We start from the raw sequence: 18750 nt of genomic DNA, 5'->3' as shown, positions 1-18750 counted from the left end.
CGCTCATCCAACCGCATCGGCTGGAAGAAATCCGCTGGTTCCCGCTCGTGGGTGGAAGCGGATGTGGCGGCGAAGCCAAGGTGGCGGCGGACGGAAGGAGGCACGTCGTGCCGACCACAACGGCTTACCGGCGGCGTTGGGCCGCACTCGCGGTGCTGCTCACCGCGGAGGCGATGAACCTGCTCGACGCCACGATCGTGCAGGTCGCGGGCCCGGTCATCCACACGGCCCTACCCGGCCCGGCCGCCGACATCCCGTGGTTCAGCGCCGCCTACACCCTGCCGTTCGCAGCCTTCCTGATCACCGGCGGCCGCCTCGGCGACATCCTCGGGCGCGCCAAGGTGTTCAAGATCGGCGTATCGGGCTTCGTCCTCGCGTCCCTGGGGTGCGCGGCGGCCCAGAACGCGGGACTGCTCATCGGCGCGAGAGCGCTCCAGGGCGCGGCGGCGGCGCTGGTGATCCCGCAGACGATCGGCCTGATCCGCGCTCTGTTCGAGGGCAACGAACTCGCGAAGGCCCTGGGCACCATCGGCCCGGTGATGGGCCTGTCGGCGGTGACCGGCCCGCTGCTCGGGGGACTGCTCACACAGGCGACGTCGTGGCGGGCGGTGTTCTTGGTGAACGTCCCGCTGGGGCTGGCGGTGCTGTTGGCCGCGCGGCTGCTGCGCGAAGACGGGGCTGCCACCGCCCGATCGCGGCTCGATCCCGCTGGCGCCGAGTCTGTCGTTTCTGGTGCGGGGTCGTGTGAAGGCGGGCCTGCCATCGGACCGCGGCGCGATCCGGCCGGCGCGGGGTCCGTCGTCGCTGGCGTGGGGTCGTGTGAAGGCGGGCCTGCTATCGGACCGCGGCTCGACCCGACCGTCGTCGCACCCGTTGTCGCCAGCGCTGGGCAGGGCGGAGACCGGGCCGCCAAGCGATCGCGGCTCGACCCGACCGGTGCCGCACCCGGCGTTGCCGCTGCGGGGCCGCGTGAGCACCGGCCCGCCACCCGACCGCGGCTCGACCTCGTGGGTACCGCGCTCGCCGTCGCCGGGGCGGGGCTGCTCGTGTACCCGCTGATCGATCCCGCCGGGCCGGACTGGCGGCCGCTCGCTGCCGGGGTCGGGGTGCTCGTGGTGTTCGGGTTCCACCAGCGCCGGTCGGCCGCACCCCTGGTCGAGCCGAGCCTGTTCACCCACCGCGGTTTCCCGGCGGCGCTCGCCGGGTCCCTTCTGTTCTTCGCGGCCATGACCGGGCTGATGCAGGTGGTACCGATGCAGCTCCAGCTGGGCCTGGGCGCCGACGTGCGCACCGCGGGCCTGACCCTGCTGCCGCTCTCGGCCGGGCTCGCGGTCTCGTCGTGGTTCGCCGGGGCGCGGCTGGTGCCGAGGTTCGGCGCGCGCGTGATGTTCGGCGGGCTGGCGGTGCTGCTGCTCGGGATCCTGGCCGCGGTCGCGGTCTACGCCTCGGTGCCGGGCTACCCGTGGCCGCTGCCGGTCGCGCTCGCCTTGTGCGGGCTCGGGATGGGCACCTTCACGGTGCCGTTCTTCACCGCGGCGCTGGCCCGCGTCCGGCCGCACGAGACGGGCTCGGCGGCCGGGCTGCTCAACGCCGTCCAGCAGCTGGGCGGCACCCTCGGCGTCGCTCTCCTCGGCGGGCTCTACCTGGGCAGCGGGACGGCGGCGGCCCCGCTCGGCGTCGGGGCCGGGCTGGTGGTCGCCGCCGCTGCCGCGGTGGTTCCGCTCAGTAGTCGTCGCGGCCGGTGAACTGCTGCTCCAGCAGCTCGGCCGCGCCGGCGACCAGCTCGAGGGGATCGATGAACTCGTTGATGTCGAGGTTGACCAGCGGCAGCGAGTGGCGCAGCACGAGGTGGTCGCCCATCACGGCGATCCCGCCCACCACGATCGCCTCGCCGACCTCGGTCAGCACGGCGAGGAGGTCGACCTCGTCGTGCCGGGCGAACGGCGTCGCGATTTGCACCCAGTCCTCGCGCTGGTCGAGGATCTCGCGGGCGATCACGACGATCTGGGCGCGCTGTTCGGTGTCGGGCTCGTCCCCGAAGATCAGGCGGATGCGGAGCTCGTCGGGCTCGTCGCGCACCACCCGGTACGACTCCCTGATGTAAGCGACCAGATCGCCCCACTCCGCCACGCTTTTCTCCGTTCTCGTGCCTGTGTGCGCGCTCAGCGTAGCGATCAGGGTGCGCCGATCCGGTCGAGATCGGCGAGAACATCGGCGGGCAGCTCGAGGTCGGCGGCGGCGAGGTTCTCCCGCAGGTGCGCCGGCGACGACGTACCCGGGATGAGCAGCATCGACGGCGACCGCTGCAGCAGCCAGGCCAGCGCGACCTGCATCGGCGTGGCCCCGACCCGCGCGGCGCAGTCGTCGAGCAGCCCGGACTGCAGCGGGCTGAACCCGCCGAGCGGGAAGTACGGCACGAAGGCGATCCCCTCGGCGGCGCACTTGTCGACGAGGTCGTCGTTCTCGCGGTGGGCGAGGTTGTACTGGTTCTGCACGCAGACGACGGGCGCGATGGTCTTGGCCTCGTCGAGCTGCGCGGCGGTGACGTGGCTGACGCCGAGGTGCCGGATGAGCCCCTGCTCCCGAAGCTCCGCGAGCACCCCGAACGGCTCGGCGAGCGACATCGGCACGGGGTAGTCCCCGGCGGCGTTGCTCAGCCGGAGGTTGACGACGTCGAGCGCGTCGACCCCGAGGTTCCGCAGGTTGTCGTGCACGGCTTGGGTGAGCTCGTCGGCCGACAGCGCGGGCGGCCAGGCCTTGTCCTCGGTTCGCCGCGCGCCGACTTTCGTGACGATGCAGAGGTTCTCGGGGTAGGGGTGGAGGGCTTCCTTGATGAGCGCGTTCACGGTGTGCGGGCCGTAGTAGTCACTGGTGTCGAGGTGGGTGACCCCGCGCTCGACGGCTTCCCGCAGCACGGCGACGGCGGTGTCGTGCTCCCGCGGCGGCCCCCAGACCCCGGGGCCGGCCAGCTGCATGGCGCCGTATCCCATGCGGGCGACCGGTACTTCGCCGCCGAGGGGGTAGGTGCCGCCGAGGTTCGCCATGCCGCTCCTTGCTCCGGGTGCCGTTGCGAGGAGTCTAGGCGGAGTGCTCGCGTGACCGGTTTTGTCGGTGCTCCCCGGTAGGATGGAATCGGGGGCTGCTCGAGAGGTTTCCCTTGCGGGGAAAGGGAAACCGGCTGTTGGTTTCACCCGATCCAGCGATGACCCGTCGCACGTTTGTTCGGTAACGTCGGTGGTGTGGCCGGGAGAGCGGACCTGGGAAAGGAGGTCACCTGAAAACAACGCCTTGATGCCTGGCGGCTCCACCCCGCCACCGGGAGGAGCCTGAGATCCGGGACAATCTTTCGGTGGAGGCGAAGAAGCACGTCGGCAACGCCATCGACGCGCGGGGAGACATCGGAACGGTCGTGCAGGCGGGCACGATCGGCGCTGTCAACCTCGTCCAGCCTCCGGCGGGCACCGCTGTCGCCGTGGTGCTGCCGGTGCGAAGTGACGTCGGAGCGTGCGCCGAGGTCTTCGTGGGCCGGGAGGAAGAAACCGAACGCTTGTCGTCGCTGCTGCGATCCGGCTCCGGGAGCTCGGTCTCGTACGTCGCCGGGATGGGCGGTGTGGGCAAGACGGCGCTGGCGCTGCACTGCGCGCGGTTGGCGGGCGAAGCCGAGTGGTTCCCCGGTGGCGTCTTCTCGGTGGACATGCAGGGCTACCGAGCTGACGGCGGCGTTCCCGCGCGGGCGATCCTGCGTCCGTTGATGCGGCTCTTGGGCGTCGACCCGCACGAGATCCCCGTGGACGTGGGCGAGCAGCTGGCCGCCTACCAGCAACTGCTCGACCGGCTGGGCCAGTCGGGGAAAGCGGTCTTGCTGGTGCTCGACAACGTCTCCACCGCGGAACAGATCCAGGGGCTGCTCCCCGCCGGCGACGGTCACCGGGTGGTGCTCACGACCCGCGAAACTCTGGACCTCCCCGGGGCCCGCGGGTTCTCGCTCGGTGTGCTGACGAACGAGAACGCGAGGGTGTTGCTCGACCGGGCCATCCGCGATCTGGTTTCGGAGGAGCGGCGGATTTCCGCGGATCCGATCGGGACGCGGGAATTGATCCGCACCTGTGGGCGGCTCCCGCTGGCTCTGCGGATCGTCGCGGCCCTGCTCGCGGACGAACCCGCGTTGACACCCGCGCACCTGGCGGCCGAACTGACCGAGGCCGGAATCGTGGGTTTCGCGCACGGCGAGCGGGCCTTGGCAGCGGTGCTCGACCTCTCCTGGCACCGACTGGTTCGCCGCAACCGGGCCGCGGCCCGGCTGTTGCGGCTGCTCTGCCTGACCGTGGGTCCGGATTGCCCCACGGAAGTCGCCGCCGTCCTCAACGGCTCGTCCGGTGCCCGCACTGTGCCGCTGCTGCGCACGCTGCGTCAGGCCCATCTGCTCGCCCACGCCGACCAGCGCTGGCGGATGCACGACCTCGTTCGCGCCCACGCGGAAACCTGCGATGCCGGGCTGAGCGCGGCCGAGATCCACGCGGCGGACACCCGGTTGGTCGACCACTACGTGTTCACCGCACAGGACGCCGTGCACCACCTGTCCGCCCTTGCGGAACGGCCGGTCCACAACCGCTTCACCCGCACCGAAGACGCCGTGCGCTGGCTGGCCACCGAGTACCCGACGCTGCTCGCGGTCGCGCACAAGACCGCTGAATCGGGGAACCACCGCTACACCATGGTGCTGTGCAGCCACCTGACCACGTACCAGAACCGGCACGACCACCTGACCGATCTGCTCATGATCTCGCGCCTCGGGTATGCCAGCGCGTGTCTTTCCGGCGTCCCGGCGGCACGTGCGGACATGGCGAGCAACCTCGGGATCGCGCTGGGCAAAGTCGGGCTGGCCGCCGAGGCGATCGAGCTCTACCGGGTCGCCATCGACCTGCACACCCGGAACGACAACACCCATGCGGCCGCCAAAGCGTGGAACAACCTCGGAAACACGCTCAAGGTGGCGGGGCGGCGCGAAGAGGCGGTGCACGCCTGCCGCACCGCCGTCGACGCCTACCGCAGAGCCGGCGACTCCCGGAAAGAGGCGGGTGCGTGGATCAACCTGGGGAGCGCGCTGGCGGCCGATGAGCAAACGGAGAACGCCGTCCTCGCCTACGAGGAGGCCGCCGGGATCTGCCGGGACATCGGCGACGTCGAGAACGAGGTGACGGCGCGGTCCAGAATGGCCGATGCGCTGCTGGACGCGGGCCGGTCCGCGGATGCCGTCCGGGTGAACCGCGCCGCCATCGCGGTCGGCCGGGCGAAGCGGAACGTCGCGGCCGAGGCCGCGGCGTGGTCGAGTCTCGGGTTCCTCTTCCGCCGCCTCGGACGCGCCCCTGAAGCCGATGACGCTTACCGGCGGAGCATCGCCCTGGAGGGCGGGGAAGAGCCGACGGGAACGGTCGCCTTGCGGTGGACCCACCTGGGGCACGCGAGATCCCAGGAGGGCGACTACGCCGGAGCCGCGGCGGCGCACCGCGAAGCCGTCCGCGCTTACCACCGCATCGGCGACTGGCACGGCGAGGCGATGACGTCGAACAACCTCGGGCACGTGCTGACGGAGTCGGGCGACCCCGGGGGTGCGGCGGTCGCGCACCAGGCCGCGCTGAGCCTCACCCGGGCCCACGACGACCTTTTCGGGCAGGCCATGACGCTGGCGAACATCGGCGTCCTGCACCACCGGACCGGGGAACCAGCCGCCGCTGGTGCGGCCTTCCGCGAAGCGACCGGCCTGTTCCACCGCATCGGCGACGCCAAGCGCGAAGCCGACGCGTGGCTTCACCTCGGCATCTGCCTGCACGACCACACCCGCGCGGAAGCGATTGCCGCGTTCCGCGCGGCCCTGGCCGTCCACACGGAGGCGAACAACAAAGAGGGCATCGCGGCGGCAACGCACTGGCTGGTGAAGGTGCTGGTCCCCAGCACCCTCCCGAGCCGCTGACCGCGCCACGGCCGGCCGGCGGCCGTTACCCCAGCTGGTCCCGACGACGGGTCAGCGCCGCGGTCTCGGCGGTGTTGTCCGCCAGTTCGATGGCCTTCTCGTACGCCGCCCGTGACTCCTGGCTTCGGCCGAGGCGGCGCAGGAGGTCGGCTCGGGTGGCGTGGAACGGGTGGTAGCCCGCCAGTTCGGGTTCGAGCCGGCCGACCTCCGCCAGGGCGACGTCGGGGCCGTCGAGTTCGGCGAGTGCGATCGCGCGGTTTAGGGCGACGACCGGGGACGGGTCGAGGCGGACGAGCTGGTTGTAGAGCGCGAGAACCTGGGACCAGTCGGTGTCGCGCATGTCGCGGGCGGACGTGTGCACGGCGTTGATCGCGGCGAGGACCTGGTACCGGCCCGGGGCGACGCCGGTGGCGAGGCGTTCGCGCACCAAGCGGTGGCCCTCGGCGATCAGCTCCGCGTCCCAGGCGCCGCGGTCCTGTTCGTCGAGGGCGACCAGTTCGCCGCCGGCCGAGACGCGGGCGGGGCGGCGGGCCTCGGTGAGGAGCATCAGGGCCAGCAGGCCGGCCACTTCGCCGTCGTCCGGCAGGAGGGTGCGGATCAGGCGGGTGAGGCGGATCGCCTCGGCGGTCAGGTCGTGGCGCACCGGATCGGTGTCCGGGCCGGTCGCCAGGTAGCCCTCGTTGAAGACGAGGAACAGGACGGCGAGCACGCCGGAGACGCGGGCGGGGAGGTCTTCGGCGGACGGCACCCGGTACGGGATGCGAGCAGCCTTGATCTTGGCCTTCGCGCGGGTGATCCGCTGGCCCATGGTGGTCTCGGCCACCAGGAAGGCGCGGGCGATCTCGGGCACTGTCAGGCCGCCGACCATGCGCAGCGTCAGGGCCAGGCGGGCTTCCGCCGCCAGTGCCGGGTGGCAGCAGGTGAAGATCAGCCGGAGCCGGTCGTCGTCGATGGCGCCGAGGGGTTCGGGCGGGTCGTCGTCGTACACCGTCAGCGCCTCCTTCTGCTTGTCGTCGCGTTTGCTCTCGCGCCGGATCCGGTCGATGGCCTTGCGGGTGGCGGTGGTGGTCAGCCAGGCGCCGGGGACGGGCGGCACGCCGTCGGCCGGCCAGCGCTCGACGGCGGTCGCGAACGCCTCGGCGGCCGCTTCCTCGGCGATGTCGATGTCACCGAAGCGCCTGGTCAGGGTGGCCACCACCCGGGCCCACTCCTCGCGGTGGGCCCGGGTGACCGCCTGCTCGACGTCGTTCACTGGAACGGCCGCACCTCGATCTTCCGATCGCAGACCTTCGACGCCTCGGTGGCGAGCTTGAGCGCCACGTCCAGATCGGGCGCCTCCCACACCCAGACGCCGGCGAGGTACTCCTTGGACTCCAGAAAGGGCCCGTCGGTGACCACCGCCCGCTCGCCGCGGTTGTCGACCACCGTGGCCGCGCCGGTGTTCGCGAGCCCGCCCGCGAAAACCCAGTAGCCCTCGGCGATCAGCCGTTCGTTGAACTCGCTGATGGCGGGCTGCCGGTCCGTGCTGCCCGGGTTGTCCTTGTCGTCGATCACGGAAACCAGATAACGCATCCGGAGATCACCTCCTGTGGTGTGGTGGTCGGGACTTCACGCCGTCGGCGCGTACTGCGGGCGCCCGGCCGGCCGGAAGACCTGGGTCGTCACGCCCTTCGAGTCGACTCGCGACTCGACCAGGTCGAGCGCGAGATCGGGGCCGTCGGCCGGGAACAACCGCGTGCCCTGGCCGAGGACCACCGGGATCACGGTCAGGACCAGCTCGTCGACCAGGTCGTGCGCCAGCAGCCACCGGACCAGGGTGCCACTGCCGTGCACCTGCAGCTCACCGCCCGGCTTGGCCTTCAGCTCCGCGACGGCCGCCGCGAGGTCGCCGGGCAGGACGGTGGTGCCCGACCACGCCGGATCGGTGAGCGTGGTCGAAGCGACGTACTTGGGAGCGTTCTCCAGTGCCACGCCGATGGGGTGCGCGCGCAGCTGCTCGACCGATCCCCAGGAGCGGGCGAACAGGTCGTAGGTGCGCCGGCCGAACAGGAACGCGTCCGCGCGCTGGTAGGTCCGCGCGATGAACGCCCGGGTCTCGTCGTCGCCCTTCCCCGGGGCCCAGCCACCGCGCTCGAACCCGTTCCGGCGGTCCTCGTCGGACGCGCCGCCGTTGCCCTGCACGACTCCGTCGATGGTCAGCTGGGTCACGGTCGTCAGCTTCATGATCGGGGCTCCTCCGCCTCGGCGCCGCCCCTCGCGGGCGGCCTCACCCCTGCTACGAACGCGACCGCGCCGATCCGACAACGTCTCCGGAATTATTTCGAAGAGCCGGCCGCGGACGCCACGAGCGGCATCGGCCAGCCGGTCGCACCGATGTCCAGCCGACCGGCGGTGAGCCGGCCGCCGGTGGCGGTGCAGTCGCGGACGAGGGCGCGGACCGCCTCGTCCGCGGTGCCCGGCTCGAGCTCCCACAGCTTCAGCGCGTGGACGGCCGCCCGCCGGGACAGCTCGGGCGTCGATGCGTACCAGTGCCCGCTCATCCGGCTTCGCGGCGGATCGCCGGGTGGCGGCCGCCGCCGGCCGAGCCGTTTCTCCTTCACGCGCGAGTCCACGTACGCCGCGGCCTCCGCGCGCCACACCGCGCGGCTGGCTTCCAGCGCCGCCAGCGCGCGCAGCAGCGCCTGTTCGTGCCGCTGGTACGGCCCGGCCAGTTCGGCCAGGAAGCTCAGCGTCGCCCGGTGGCCGACCGGGTGGTAGAGCCGCACGCACGAACCCAAGGCCGTGACCCGCCTGCCGTGCGCCAAGCGGCCGTCACGCACCCGGCGCGCCCGCTGTCCGAACCCCCATCGGGCGACCCTGGCGGGATCAGGCGCAGAGACCCTTGCCGCGCAGCACCCGCGTCACCGACTCCTGCACCCGCGCCGGCGGCAGTTCGCCGGTCTGCACGGCCTTCACCAGCCGGTCCAGCACCTCGTCCACCCGGCCCCCGGAGGACCACAACGCCTGATCCGCGCCCGCCTCCAGCGCCTTGAGCACCGCGTCCGGCAGTGAGTACTGCGCCGTGATCGCCTTCATCGCCCCGAGGTCGTCGGTGAGGACCGGGCCGGTGAACCCGAACTCGCCGCGCAGCAGCCGGTACGCCGAGGGCGAAAGCGACGCGGGGACCCCGGCGGTCAGGTCGGGGACGTCGAGGTGGCCGACCATCACCGCGACGGGGCCGTAGTCGGCGAGGTCGCGGTAGGGGACCAGGTCGACCGAACGCAGCTGCGCGAGCGGCGGCGTCACCACCGTGCCCTTGTGGGAGTCGCCCGAGCCGTGGCCGTGGCCGGGGAAGTGCTTCAGCACCGGCTGGATGCCCGCGTCGCGCAGGCCCTCCGCGAACGCCTTCGCGTACGTCTTCACCTTCGCTGGGTCCGGGCTGAAGGACCGGTCGCCGATCACGTCGTCGTCCGGGGCGTCCGTGACGTCGGTGTCCGGGGCGAAGTCGACCGTCACGCCGCGGGCGCGCAGCTGGCGGCCGCGGTCGGCGGCGAGGGCGCGGACCTGGTCCGGGGACTTCGTCGCGGCCATCGTCCGGGCCGACGGGAGGTCGCCGTCGAGGTCGTCGATGCGCTGGACGCGGCCGCCCTCCTCGTCGACCGACACCGCGACCGGCACCTTGGCCGCCGCCTGGACCGCGGCCAGGGCGCGATCTTTCAACAACGCTGTTGCGTTACCGCCGATGAAGATCCCGCCGACCTGGTGGTCGCGCACCAGGGAGACCGTGGAGGCGGGGTTGTCGCCGGTGACCCCGACGACGACCAGCTGCGCGACCTGGGCGCGGACGTCGAGGCCGCCGGCCAGTGAAGCGCAGTCGCCCGGGCGGGCCAGCTTCGACGTCGGGGCGGGCGCCGCGGGCGGGACAGCCGCGCTGAACGAAGAAGGCGGCGGGGAAGAAGGCAGGGGCACTGCCAAACCGGACACGGTCCGCGGCTGCAGGCCCACGACCAGCAGACACGCGGCCACGATGGAGAACGCCACCCCGAGGGCGGCAAGACGTCGGCGGTTCATCGGTCCCTTCACTCGTCGGCGTGTGCCCCGACGGTAGTCGACGGCCTGACTTCACCGCGTGAAGAACGGCTCCACCGCCGTTAGAGAATTCGTGAAGGCGCCCCCAGCAGAGTGAGCCTGTCGGAAAATGGCTGAGGAGGGCTGGATGGACCAGGTGCGAGTGGCGGCGTGGGCGTCGGACCCGATCGCCCTGACCGGGCTGATCAACCACCTGAAGTCCCGCCCGGAGCTCTTGGTCGTGCCACGGGCCCGCCGGGGCGAGGCGTCGGTCCTGGTGTTCGCCGTCGGCCAGGTCGACCGCGAGGTCGTCGCCGCGCTGCGGGCCGCGGCCGCCGAGTCGCCGGCCGCCATCGTGCTGGTCGCCGGGCACGTCGACCCGGCGCACCTGAGCGTGCTGGCCGACTGCCACGTCTCCGCCGTGCTGCCGCGGACCGCGCTCGACCGGCTCACCGAAAGCGTGCTCGCCGCCGCGCGGGGGCGCACGACGCCGCTGCGCGACCAGGTCGAGGCGCTGGCGCACGAGGGCAGCGGCGCGGCGCTGACGCCGCGCGAGGTGGATGTGCTTCGCTTGATGGCCGAAGGCTGGGACACTGCCGAGATCGCGGGCAAGCTCTGCTACTCGGAGCGGACCGTGAAGAACGTCATCTACGCCATGACCAACCGGCTCAACCTGCGCAATCGGCCGCACGCGGTCGCGTACGCCGTACGGGCCGGGGTGATCTGAGGGAGCCCGTGCCCACGACCGTCCGCCGGACCGCCGCCGCGGTCGCCGCGCTCACCCTGCTCGCCGCCTGCAGTCCCGCCGACTCCGGTGGCCCGACGAAGCTCACGATCGCCACCTTCGGCGAGTTCGGCTACGCGCCGCTGATCGCGGAGTACCAGAAGCTGCACCCGGACATCACGGTGCAGAACCGCGTCACCGACTTCGACACCCACCACAAGGGCCTGGCGACGCAGCTCGCCACCGGCCGCGGTGCCGCCGACGTCGTCGCGATCGAGGAGCAGTACATCCCGCAGTACCGGAAGGCGAAGGACAAGTTCGCCGACCTCGCGTCCTTCGGGGCCCGCGACCTCGAACACCAGTGGGCGCCGTGGAAGTGGGCGCAGGGCACCGACGGGGACTTCGTGCTCGGGCTCGGCACCGACATGGGCAGCCTCGCCCTCTGCTACCGGCGCGACCTCTTCCAGGCCGCGGGCCTGCCGACCGACCGCGAAGAGGTCGCGAAGCTGATCCCCGACTGGCCCGCCTACGCCGCCGCGGCCGACCGCTTCACGCAGAAGACGCCCGGCGTGAAGTTCGCGGACTCCGCGGGCACCGTCTACACGGCGATGCTCAACCAGTCGCCGGAGAACTACTTCTCCCAACGGGACGACTCCTTCATCGCCGATACCAATCCCAGCGTCCGCACCGCGTTCGACCTGTCCGGCGGGATCGCCGCGAAGGGGCAGACGGCGGCGGCGACCACGTTCACGCAGGCGTGGAACGTCGCGATCAAGCAGGGTTCGTTCGCCACTGTCGCGTGCCCGGCGTGGATGCTCAGCCAGATCAAGGAAGCCGGCGGGGACACCAACAAGGGCAAGTGGGACGTCACGACCGTGCCCGGCAAGAGCGGCAACCAGGGCGGCTCGTTCCTGACCGTGCCCAAGCAGGGCGCGCACCAGAAGGAGGCCTACGAGCTCGCCCGCTGGCTGACCGCGCCGGAGCAGCAGAAGAAGCTCTTCCTCTCCGACGGCATCCTGCCCAGCGAACCGGCCGTCTACGAGGACCCGCAGGTCATCGCGCACACCGATCCGTACTTCGGGGACGCGCCGATCGGGCGCATCTTCGCGGCTTCGGCCGACCAGCTGCGGCCGAACTACCGGGGGCTGCACGACGCCGACGTGCGGCCGGAGTTCGGCCGCGCGCTCGGGCGGATCGAGGACGGGACCCAGACCGTCGACCAGGCCTGGGCGCAAGCCGTCCAGCAAGCCCGAGCCCTGCTGAAGTAGTGCGTCACCGGCTCGCCCGCTTCGACCGCAAGGTCACGCCGCTGCTGCTCGTCGCGCCGTTCTTCGGGCTGTTCGCGGTTTTCGGCGCGTACCCGCTGCTCTACACGGCGTGGGTTTCGCTGCACGACTGGAACCTCCTCGAAGGCGGCCAGGGCCGGCTCGGCCTCGCCAACTACGGCGAGCTGCTGGCCGACCCGCACTTCTACAACGCGCTCGCCAACACCGTGAGCATCTTCCTGCTGGCCGCGGTCCCGGAATTCCTGCTGGCACTGGGCATCGCGGCGCTGCTCGACCGGCCGCTGCGCGCCGCTACCTGGTGGCGCACCGGGATCCTGCTGCCGAACGTCGTCTCCGTGGTCGCGATCGGCCTGGTGTTCGGGCAGCTGTTCAGCCGCGACTACGGCGTCGTCAACGAAGTGCTCGGCTGGGTCGGCATCGCGCCGGTCAACTGGCAGGCGACGACCTGGACGTCGCACCTCGCCGTCGCGAGCATGGTGCTCTGGCGCTGGACCGGTTACAACGCGCTGATCTACCTGGCCGCGATGCAGGCCGTCCCGAACGACCTCTACGAAGCCGCGGAGCTCGACGGCGCTTCGCGGTGGCGGACGTTCTGGTCGATCACCGTGCCCGGCATCCGGCCCGCGATCGCGTTCACCGCCGTCGCCGGCACGGTCAACGGCCTCCAGCTCTTCGCCGAGCCGCAGCTGTTCGACGCCGGCGGGTCCGGTGCCACCGGTGGCAACGACCGCCAGTTCCAGACGCTCGTCATGTACTTGTACGAGAAGGGCTTCACGCAGTTCAACGCGGGCTACGCGGCGGCGCTGACGTGGGTGATGTTCGTGGTCTGCGCGCTGTTCGCGCTGGTCAACTACCGGCTGGTGCGCCGGTTCGTGAGGGCGGCGTGACCGCGCGGCGCCGCCCGGGCGGCTGGGTGTACGCGGTGCTGACCGGCGTGCTCGGCGCGTCCGTCTTCCCGCTGTACTGGTCGTTCGTCGTGGCCACGCGCGACAACTCGGCGATCGGGGAAGCGGCGCCGGTGCTGGTGCCGGGCGGGCACCTCGTCGAGAACGTGCGCCGCGTCTTCGACACCGTCGACTTCTGGCTCGCCATCGGGAACTCGCTGATCGTCGCGGGCACCGTCATGGCGGCCAACGTCGTGCTGGCGAGCCTCGCCGGGTTCGCCTTCGCGCGCCTGCGTTTCCGCGGCCGCAACACGCTGTTCCTGCTGGTCGTCGGCTCGGCGATGGTGCCGGCGCAGCTCGGCGTCATCCCGCTGTACCTCGTCGTCGGCGACCTCGGCTGGTACGGGCGCCTGGAAGCGGTGATCGTGCCCGCGCTGGTCAGCGCCTTCAGCGTGTTCTGGATGCGCCAGGCCTGCGAGAACGCCATCAGCGCCGACCTCGTCGACGCCGCCACCGTCGACGGCTGCTCGATCCTGCGCACCTACTGGCACGTCGCCGTGCCCGCGTTGCGCACGCCGGCCGCGGTGCTCGCGATGCTCACCTTCATGGCCACGTGGAACGACTACTTCTGGCCGCTCGTGGTACTCGACCCCAACGAAACGCCGACCGTGCAAGTGGCCCTGTCGCGGCTGGCGAGCGGTTACTACACCGACTACGCGCTGATGCTCACCGGCGCGACCGTCGGCGTGGTGCCCGTCATCGCGTTGTTCCTGCTGCTGGGGCGCTACATCGTCAAGGGAATCCTGAAAGGGGCGCCAGTGTGACCGGACCCGAATTCCCCCCGGGGTTCCTGTGGGGCGCGGCGACCGCGTCGTACCAGGTGGAAGGCGGCGTCGGCGAAGGCGGCCGCGGGCCGTCCATTTGGGACACGTTCGCGGCCGTGGACGGCAAGGTGCTCGGCGGCGCGACCGGCGACGTCGCCTGCGACCACTACCACCGCTACCCCGAAGACGTCGGCCTGCTGGCGGATCTCGGCCTGAACGCCTACCGCTTCTCGGTCGCCTGGCCGCGCGTGATGCCGGACGGGCGGACGAAGTCGGCGGCCGGCCTCGCCTTCTACGACCGGCTGGTCGACGAGCTGCTGAGCCGCGACGTCGTCCCGGTGCTGACGCTCTACCACTGGGACCTGCCGCAGGCGCTGGAAGACGACGGCGGCTGGCCGGAACGCGACACCGCTCAGCGGTTCGCCGACTACGCGGTGGTCGTGCACGACGCGCTCGGCGACCGCGTGAACCAGTGGACGACGGTCAACGAGCCGTTCTGCGCGGCCTTCCTCGGCTACGGCAGCGGGGTGCACGCGCCGGGCGTCCAGGACCACGACACCGCGTTGGTCGCGGCGCACCACCTGCTTCTCGGGCACGGCTTGGCGACGCGCGCGCTCACCGAGCAGGCGCGGCCCGGCCACGAGTTCTCGCTGGCGCTGAACTTCGCCCCGGCGATCGCGGACGGCGACACCCCGGCCCACCGCGAAGCGGCCCGGAAGTTCGACGGCATCCACAACCGGTTCTTCCTGGACCCCTTGCTGGGCAAGGGATATCCCGAAGACGTCCGGGCGGACGTCGAGCACCACGGCGGCCGGTTCGCCGCGGCCGTGCGCGACGGCGACACCGACGTCATCGCGGCGGCGATCGACTGGCTGGGCGTGAACTACTACGCCCCCGCGCGCGTCACCCCGCTCGAAGACCCGCTGAGCCCGGGCAACTGCCCGCTGCCCGGCTTGCGCGGCCTGGACGTGCTGCCCGCGCCGCCGCCGCTGACGGCGTTCGGCTGGGAGCAGTCGCCGGGCACGCTGACCGAGCTGCTGTCGTGGATCCACGACCGGTCCGGCGGGCTGCCACTGGTCGTCGCCGAGAACGGTGCGTCCTTTGTGGACGAAGTGGTCGACGGCCGGGTCCACGACGACGACCGCGTCCGCTACTTCGCCGAGCACCTGGCGGCGGTGCGCGACGCCGTCCGCGGCGGCGCCGACGTCCGCGGGTACTTCGCCTGGTCGCTGCTCGACAACTTCGAGTGGGCGATGGGGTACTCGCAGCGCTTCGGCCTGGTGCACGTCGACTTCGACACCCAGCGGCGGACCGTCAAGGACTCCGGCCGGTTCCTCGGCCGGGTCGCGAAGGCCAACGCGCTAGGTGCGCCGCCGGACGGCATCGGCGACACCGGAGCGTGACGGCGTCTCCAGTTTCCCGAGGAGCCGGGCCACGTGCGCCTGGACCGTCCGCCGCGGCAGGGACAGCTCGGCCGCGATGTCCGGGTTGGACCGGCCTTCGGCGACCAGGCCGGCGATGCGGACCTCGATCGGCGTGAGCGAGTCCCAGCCGTGCCCGGGCCGGATCGGCGAGAACAGCGCGCCGCGCCGGACCCCGAGGCGGCGCAGGCGGGTTTCCGCGCGCCGCAGGTCCCAGCGCGCGGACAACGCCGTGTACAGCTCGGCGGCCTCCTCGAACGCCGCGTGCGCCGCGTCCAGCCGTCCCGCGCGGGCCAGCAGCACGGCCGCGTCCTCCAGCGCCGTCGCCAGTTCCGGGCGGCGGCCGACCGCGCGGAAGTGCTCCGCCGTGGCCAGCACCGCGGCCGGGTCCTCCTCGATCAGCCCGCGGCACCACGAAGCCGCCGCGTGCGCCCGGGCCGGCCGCCGTTCCTTCGCCGCCTCTTCCTCGCAGACGTCGAGCGCGCGGCGGGCGCGGACGGGGTCGTCCTGTTCCATCGCCAGCCGCACGAACGCGGGCAGCCACTGGTGCCGCAGCATCATCGCCGCGTACGTCGGGTTCAGGATCGGCTCGAGGACGGTCAGCGCGCGGACCCGGTCGCCGCGCTGTTCGGCCGCGAGGGCGTCGGCGACCAGCAGGAAGTCGAAGCTCTCGCGCTCGGCGCCGGTGGCCGGGGCGTACTCCTCCGCCGCGTCGAGGTGGGCCGCGGCCTGGGCCCGGTCGTCGCGGCGGCCCGCGATCAGCGCCGCGACGCCGTGCAGCAGCAGCGCGGCCGGGCCGGGCTCGCGCAGGCCGTAGAACGTGATCGCCGGGCCGTCCTCGATGACCGTGTCCAGCTCGACCAGCGCCTCGTCCCAGCGGCCTTCCCAGTACCGGTGCACCGCCGCGGACACCTGCAGCCCGACCGGCAGCGCGTGCCGCGCCGCGACTTCCCCCGCCGCGCGCAGGGCGTCGCCCGCCTCGGCCAGGCGGTCGAGGTTCTGCAGCGTGAAGACGCGGTTGTCGAGCAGGTCGAGGTGCAGGTCGGCCAGCTCGTGCTCGTCGCCGACGGCCTCGATCGCCGCGTCGACGTGGCCGAGCGCGCGGTCGTGCTCGCGGCGCACCGAATCGAGCAGCCACAACGTCTGCAGCGCGTGCGCGGTCACGTACCGGTCGCCGCCGGCGAGCGCCTTCGTCTCGCGCGCCGCCTTTTCCGCGGCGTCCAAATCGGACAGATCGCCGCGGCGGAAGTTGGCCAGCAGCTGCCGGTGCTTGACCCGCCAGATCTCGGGCACGGCGGGGTCGTCGACCACGCCGGCCAGTGTGGCGACCGCGCCTTCGGTGTCGCCACGGCGGTGCCGCAACGCCGCGGCGATGTGCCGCATCTCCTCGACGGCGTCCGGGTCGGTGGCGACCTCGATGGCCTGCTGCGCTTGGGTTTCCGGGCTGCGCTCCAGCCGGAACAGCACTTTGACCAGCGCGACGAGCAGCACCTCCCGGCGCGGACCGGCCCCGGCGGCCAGCGCCCGTTCCAGCAGCTCGACGGCGATCAGCGGCGCCCGGTTGGAGACGGCGGCGTGGTGCCCGGCCAGCCAGTCCAGCACCCATTCGTCCACTGTGGCCGGTGCGGCCACCAGCTGTTCGGCGACCCGCTTCACCGGCGCGCCGATCCCGGCGAGCGCCTCGGCCGCCTGCCGGTGCAGCGCCGCCCGCGTCGCGGCGGGCAACCGGTCGTAGAGCGCCTGACGCAGCAACGGGTGGCGGAACGCGAGCTGCGTCCCGGTGTCGATGAGGACGTTCGCCGCGACGGCTTCTTCGAGCGGCTCCAGCAGGTCCGACGGCCGGCTGCCGAGCACCGCGGCGACGTCCCCGACCGCGAACTCCATGCCCAGCAACGCACCCCAGCGCAGCACTTCCTGCGTCCGCGCGGTGAGGAAGTCCAGCCGCCGGTCGACCGCGGCGACCAGCGAACTCGGCGCCTCGAACTCGGCCGGGTCGTCGACGTCGGCCTCGCCCCCGCTCACCTCGACCGCGCCGGCGCGCAGCAGGACGTCGACCATCTCCTTGACGTACAACGGGTTCCCGGCGCCACGAGCGGCCAGCTCGCGCAGCCCCGGCCCGGGCGGTGCCCCGATCCGGTCCTCGATCAGCCTGCCGACGTCTTCGCCGGTCAGCGGCGCGAGGTCGAGGACGACGCCGTCGCGCGCCTGGACCCCGCGGCGCAGCTGGGCGAGCTCGGCGCGGTCCGGTGCCGGGCGGGTCGCGGCCACCAGCAGCAGCGGCAGCTGCCGGGTCGCCGCGCAGAGCCGGTGCCAGACCAGCACGGACGCCTCGTCCGCCCACTGGAGGTCGTCGATCACCAGCACCTGCGGCGAGTGCGCGCAGAGCTCGTCGACCAGGGCCAGCAGCCGGTCGACGGCGCCGAGCACCGGGTCGGCCGGGCCCCAGCTGCGCCGCACCGGGCCTTCGCCGGCGAGCTCCTGCGCCACCCGCGCGCGCCGCGGGTCGGCCGAATGCACGTCGATCGCCAGGCACTCCAGGATGACCTGCAGCGGGAACCGGGTGCTCAGCTCGTCCGCGGCGGCGGAAAGCCGCTGGTAGCCGGGGCCGTCCGGCAGCGAGCCGGCGAGCAGCTCGGACTTGCCGATGCCCGCTTCGCCTTCGATCCAGACGGCTCGCCCGCGGCCGGCGCGGACGCCGGCGACGAGCTCGGCGAGGGTCTTGGTTTCGGCTTCCCGGCCGAACAGCCGGTGCCCGGTGACGACGATCGGCGCCGTGGGCGCGTCGAGCCCGGGGTCCTGGGCGAGGATCCGCTGGTGCAGCCGCTGCAGCGCCGGACCGGGCTCGACGCCGAGCTCCTCGACGAGCGTGGCGCGGGCGTCGCGGAAGACGTCGAGCGCGTCGGCGTGCCGCCCGCTGCGGTAGAGGGCGAGCATGAGCGACTCGCGCAGGGATTCCCGCAGCGGGTGCTCGCCGGCCAGCACGGCCAGCTCCGGCGCGAGGTCGAGGTGCCCGCCGAGGGCCAGCACCGCTTCGGCCCGTCGTTCGAGGGTGTTCAGCCGCAGCTCGGCGAGGTATTCGCGGTGCCGCTCGGCGAACCCGCCCGGCACGCCGGAAAGCGCTTCACCCTGCCAGAGCGCGAGGGCGGCGTCGAGTTCTTCGACGGCGGCCCGCGGATCGCCCCCGTCGAAGTGGCGCCGGGCGTGCTCGCGGTGCCGTTCGAACACGGCGGCGTCCAGCGCGTCTTCGGCGAGCAGCAGCGAGTACCCGGCCGGATCCGACACCAGGACACTGGCCGCCGACCAGCGCGAGCGGTCCGGTTCGAGCGCGCGGCGCAACCCGGAGACGTAGGTGTGGACGCTGCCCTCGACGCTCGCGGGTGCGGCGTCGCCCCAGACGCCGGCGATCAGCTCGGCGCGGGGGACCGGCCGCCCGGCGTTGACCGCGAGCACGGCGAAGATGGCACGCTGACGCGCGGGGCCGAGGCCGATTTCGGCCGCCCCGCGCCAGGCCCGCAGCGGGCCGAGCACACCCACCCGCAGGCCGCTGTCCGCATCCCCTGGCATTCCACTGCCGTCCCCTCTGGGGCGTGCGC

Annotated in this window: 15 protein-coding genes; 7 read left to right on the top strand and 8 right to left on the bottom strand. The window is 72.6% G+C overall.

The genetic code is table 11. From position 1 onward, the window contains the following. Positions 1–107 precede the first annotated feature (107 nt). On the top strand, positions 108–1745 hold the full coding sequence (locus AB5J73_RS05660) for an MFS transporter (RefSeq protein WP_370968648.1): 1638 nt from the start codon (positions 108–110) through the stop codon (positions 1743–1745). Here the strand turns inward: AB5J73_RS05660 and AB5J73_RS05655 are convergent. Beyond that, positions 1723–2130, bottom strand: coding sequence for a hypothetical protein (locus tag AB5J73_RS05655; protein WP_370968647.1), 408 nt, complete (start codon positions 2128–2130; stop codon positions 1723–1725). The genes AB5J73_RS05660 and AB5J73_RS05655 overlap by 23 nt on opposite strands. A gap of 44 nt (positions 2131–2174) precedes the next feature. Beyond that, positions 2175–3044, bottom strand: a complete 870-nt coding sequence (locus AB5J73_RS05650; protein WP_370968646.1) for an oxidoreductase — start codon at positions 3042–3044, stop codon at positions 2175–2177. A gap of 305 nt (positions 3045–3349) precedes the next feature. On the opposite strand from AB5J73_RS05650, the gene AB5J73_RS05645 reads away from it, so the two are divergent. Next, a complete protein-coding gene (locus AB5J73_RS05645) occupies positions 3350–5971 on the top strand; it encodes a tetratricopeptide repeat protein (RefSeq protein WP_370968645.1) in 2622 nt (873 codons plus the stop codon). Positions 5972–5996: 25 nt separating this feature from the next. On the opposite strand, the gene AB5J73_RS05640 is transcribed toward AB5J73_RS05645, so the two are convergent. From AB5J73_RS05640 to AB5J73_RS05620, 5 genes are all read right to left on the bottom strand, one after another. Continuing rightward, complete coding sequence (locus AB5J73_RS05640; RefSeq protein ID WP_370968644.1) at positions 5997–7223, bottom strand: RNA polymerase sigma factor; 1227 nt, start codon at positions 7221–7223, stop codon at positions 5997–5999. Beyond that, positions 7220–7543 carry a YciI family protein gene (locus tag AB5J73_RS05635; RefSeq protein ID WP_370968643.1) on the bottom strand — a complete coding sequence of 108 codons (324 nt, stop codon included), beginning with the start codon at positions 7541–7543 and terminating at the stop codon, positions 7220–7222. Before AB5J73_RS05635 ends, AB5J73_RS05640 begins: the two co-directional genes overlap by 4 nt. A 36-nt stretch (positions 7544–7579) precedes the next feature. Beyond that, positions 7580–8194 (bottom strand): dihydrofolate reductase family protein, encoded by a 615-nt coding sequence (locus AB5J73_RS05630; protein ID WP_370968642.1) that lies wholly within the window; start codon positions 8192–8194, stop codon positions 7580–7582. Between the two features lie 92 nt (positions 8195–8286). Continuing rightward, positions 8287–8736, bottom strand: coding sequence for a hypothetical protein (locus AB5J73_RS05625; protein ID WP_370968641.1), 450 nt, complete (start codon positions 8734–8736; stop codon positions 8287–8289). 100 nt (positions 8737–8836) lie between these two features. Then, entirely contained in the window at positions 8837–10021 is a 1185-nt protein-coding gene (locus AB5J73_RS05620) for a glycoside hydrolase family 3 N-terminal domain-containing protein (protein WP_370968640.1), read from the bottom strand. Positions 10022–10166: 145 nt separating this feature from the next. On the opposite strand from AB5J73_RS05620, the gene AB5J73_RS05615 reads away from it, so the two are divergent. The 5 genes from AB5J73_RS05615 to AB5J73_RS05595 are packed head-to-tail and all read left to right on the top strand — an operon-like array spanning position 10167 to position 15139. Next, positions 10167–10745: a response regulator transcription factor gene (locus AB5J73_RS05615; protein ID WP_370968639.1), complete on the top strand. Its 579-nt coding sequence runs from the start codon at positions 10167–10169 to the stop codon at positions 10743–10745. A gap of 8 nt (positions 10746–10753) precedes the next feature. Beyond that, positions 10754–12010, top strand: coding sequence for an ABC transporter substrate-binding protein (locus AB5J73_RS05610; RefSeq protein WP_370968638.1), 1257 nt, complete (start codon positions 10754–10756; stop codon positions 12008–12010). Continuing rightward, positions 12010–12915, top strand: coding sequence for a carbohydrate ABC transporter permease (locus AB5J73_RS05605; protein WP_370968637.1), 906 nt, complete (start codon positions 12010–12012; stop codon positions 12913–12915). The genes AB5J73_RS05610 and AB5J73_RS05605 overlap by 1 nt, the downstream gene beginning before the upstream one ends. After that, complete coding sequence (locus AB5J73_RS05600; protein ID WP_370968636.1) at positions 12912–13736, top strand: carbohydrate ABC transporter permease; 825 nt, start codon at positions 12912–12914, stop codon at positions 13734–13736. The genes AB5J73_RS05605 and AB5J73_RS05600 overlap by 4 nt, the downstream gene beginning before the upstream one ends. Then, on the top strand, positions 13733–15139 hold the full coding sequence (locus AB5J73_RS05595) for a GH1 family beta-glucosidase (RefSeq protein ID WP_370968635.1): 1407 nt from the start codon (positions 13733–13735) through the stop codon (positions 15137–15139). Before AB5J73_RS05600 ends, AB5J73_RS05595 begins: the two co-directional genes overlap by 4 nt. Here the strand turns inward: AB5J73_RS05595 and AB5J73_RS05590 are convergent. Further along, positions 15098–18721, bottom strand: a complete 3624-nt coding sequence (locus tag AB5J73_RS05590; protein ID WP_370968634.1) for a BTAD domain-containing putative transcriptional regulator — start codon at positions 18719–18721, stop codon at positions 15098–15100. The two genes, AB5J73_RS05595 and AB5J73_RS05590, sit on opposite strands and share 42 nt — an antisense overlap. Between the last annotated feature and the right edge of the window lie 29 nt (positions 18722–18750).

It is taken from the genome of Amycolatopsis sp. cg9 (assembly GCF_041346945.1).
In the GTDB taxonomy this organism is placed as follows: domain Bacteria; phylum Actinomycetota; class Actinomycetes; order Mycobacteriales; family Pseudonocardiaceae; genus Amycolatopsis.
The sequence above is the reverse complement of the archived record's forward strand: the minus strand, read 5'-3'. Positions and strand labels throughout refer to the sequence as shown.

Coding starts and splice junctions, on each gene's coding strand:
- AB5J73_RS05650 (WP_370968646.1), bottom strand. CDS start 3,044: ATGGCGAACCTCGGCGGCACCTACCCCCTCGGCGGCGAAGTACCGGTC.
- AB5J73_RS05635 (WP_370968643.1), bottom strand. CDS start 7,543: ATGCGTTATCTGGTTTCCGTGATCGACGACAAGGACAACCCGGGCAGC.
- AB5J73_RS05630 (WP_370968642.1), bottom strand. CDS start 8,194: ATGAAGCTGACGACCGTGACCCAGCTGACCATCGACGGAGTCGTGCAG.
- AB5J73_RS05620 (WP_370968640.1), bottom strand. CDS start 10,021: ATGAACCGCCGACGTCTTGCCGCCCTCGGGGTGGCGTTCTCCATCGTG.
- AB5J73_RS05615 (WP_370968639.1), top strand. CDS start 10,167: ATGGACCAGGTGCGAGTGGCGGCGTGGGCGTCGGACCCGATCGCCCTG.
- AB5J73_RS05590 (WP_370968634.1), bottom strand. CDS start 18,721: ATGCCAGGGGATGCGGACAGCGGCCTGCGGGTGGGTGTGCTCGGCCCG.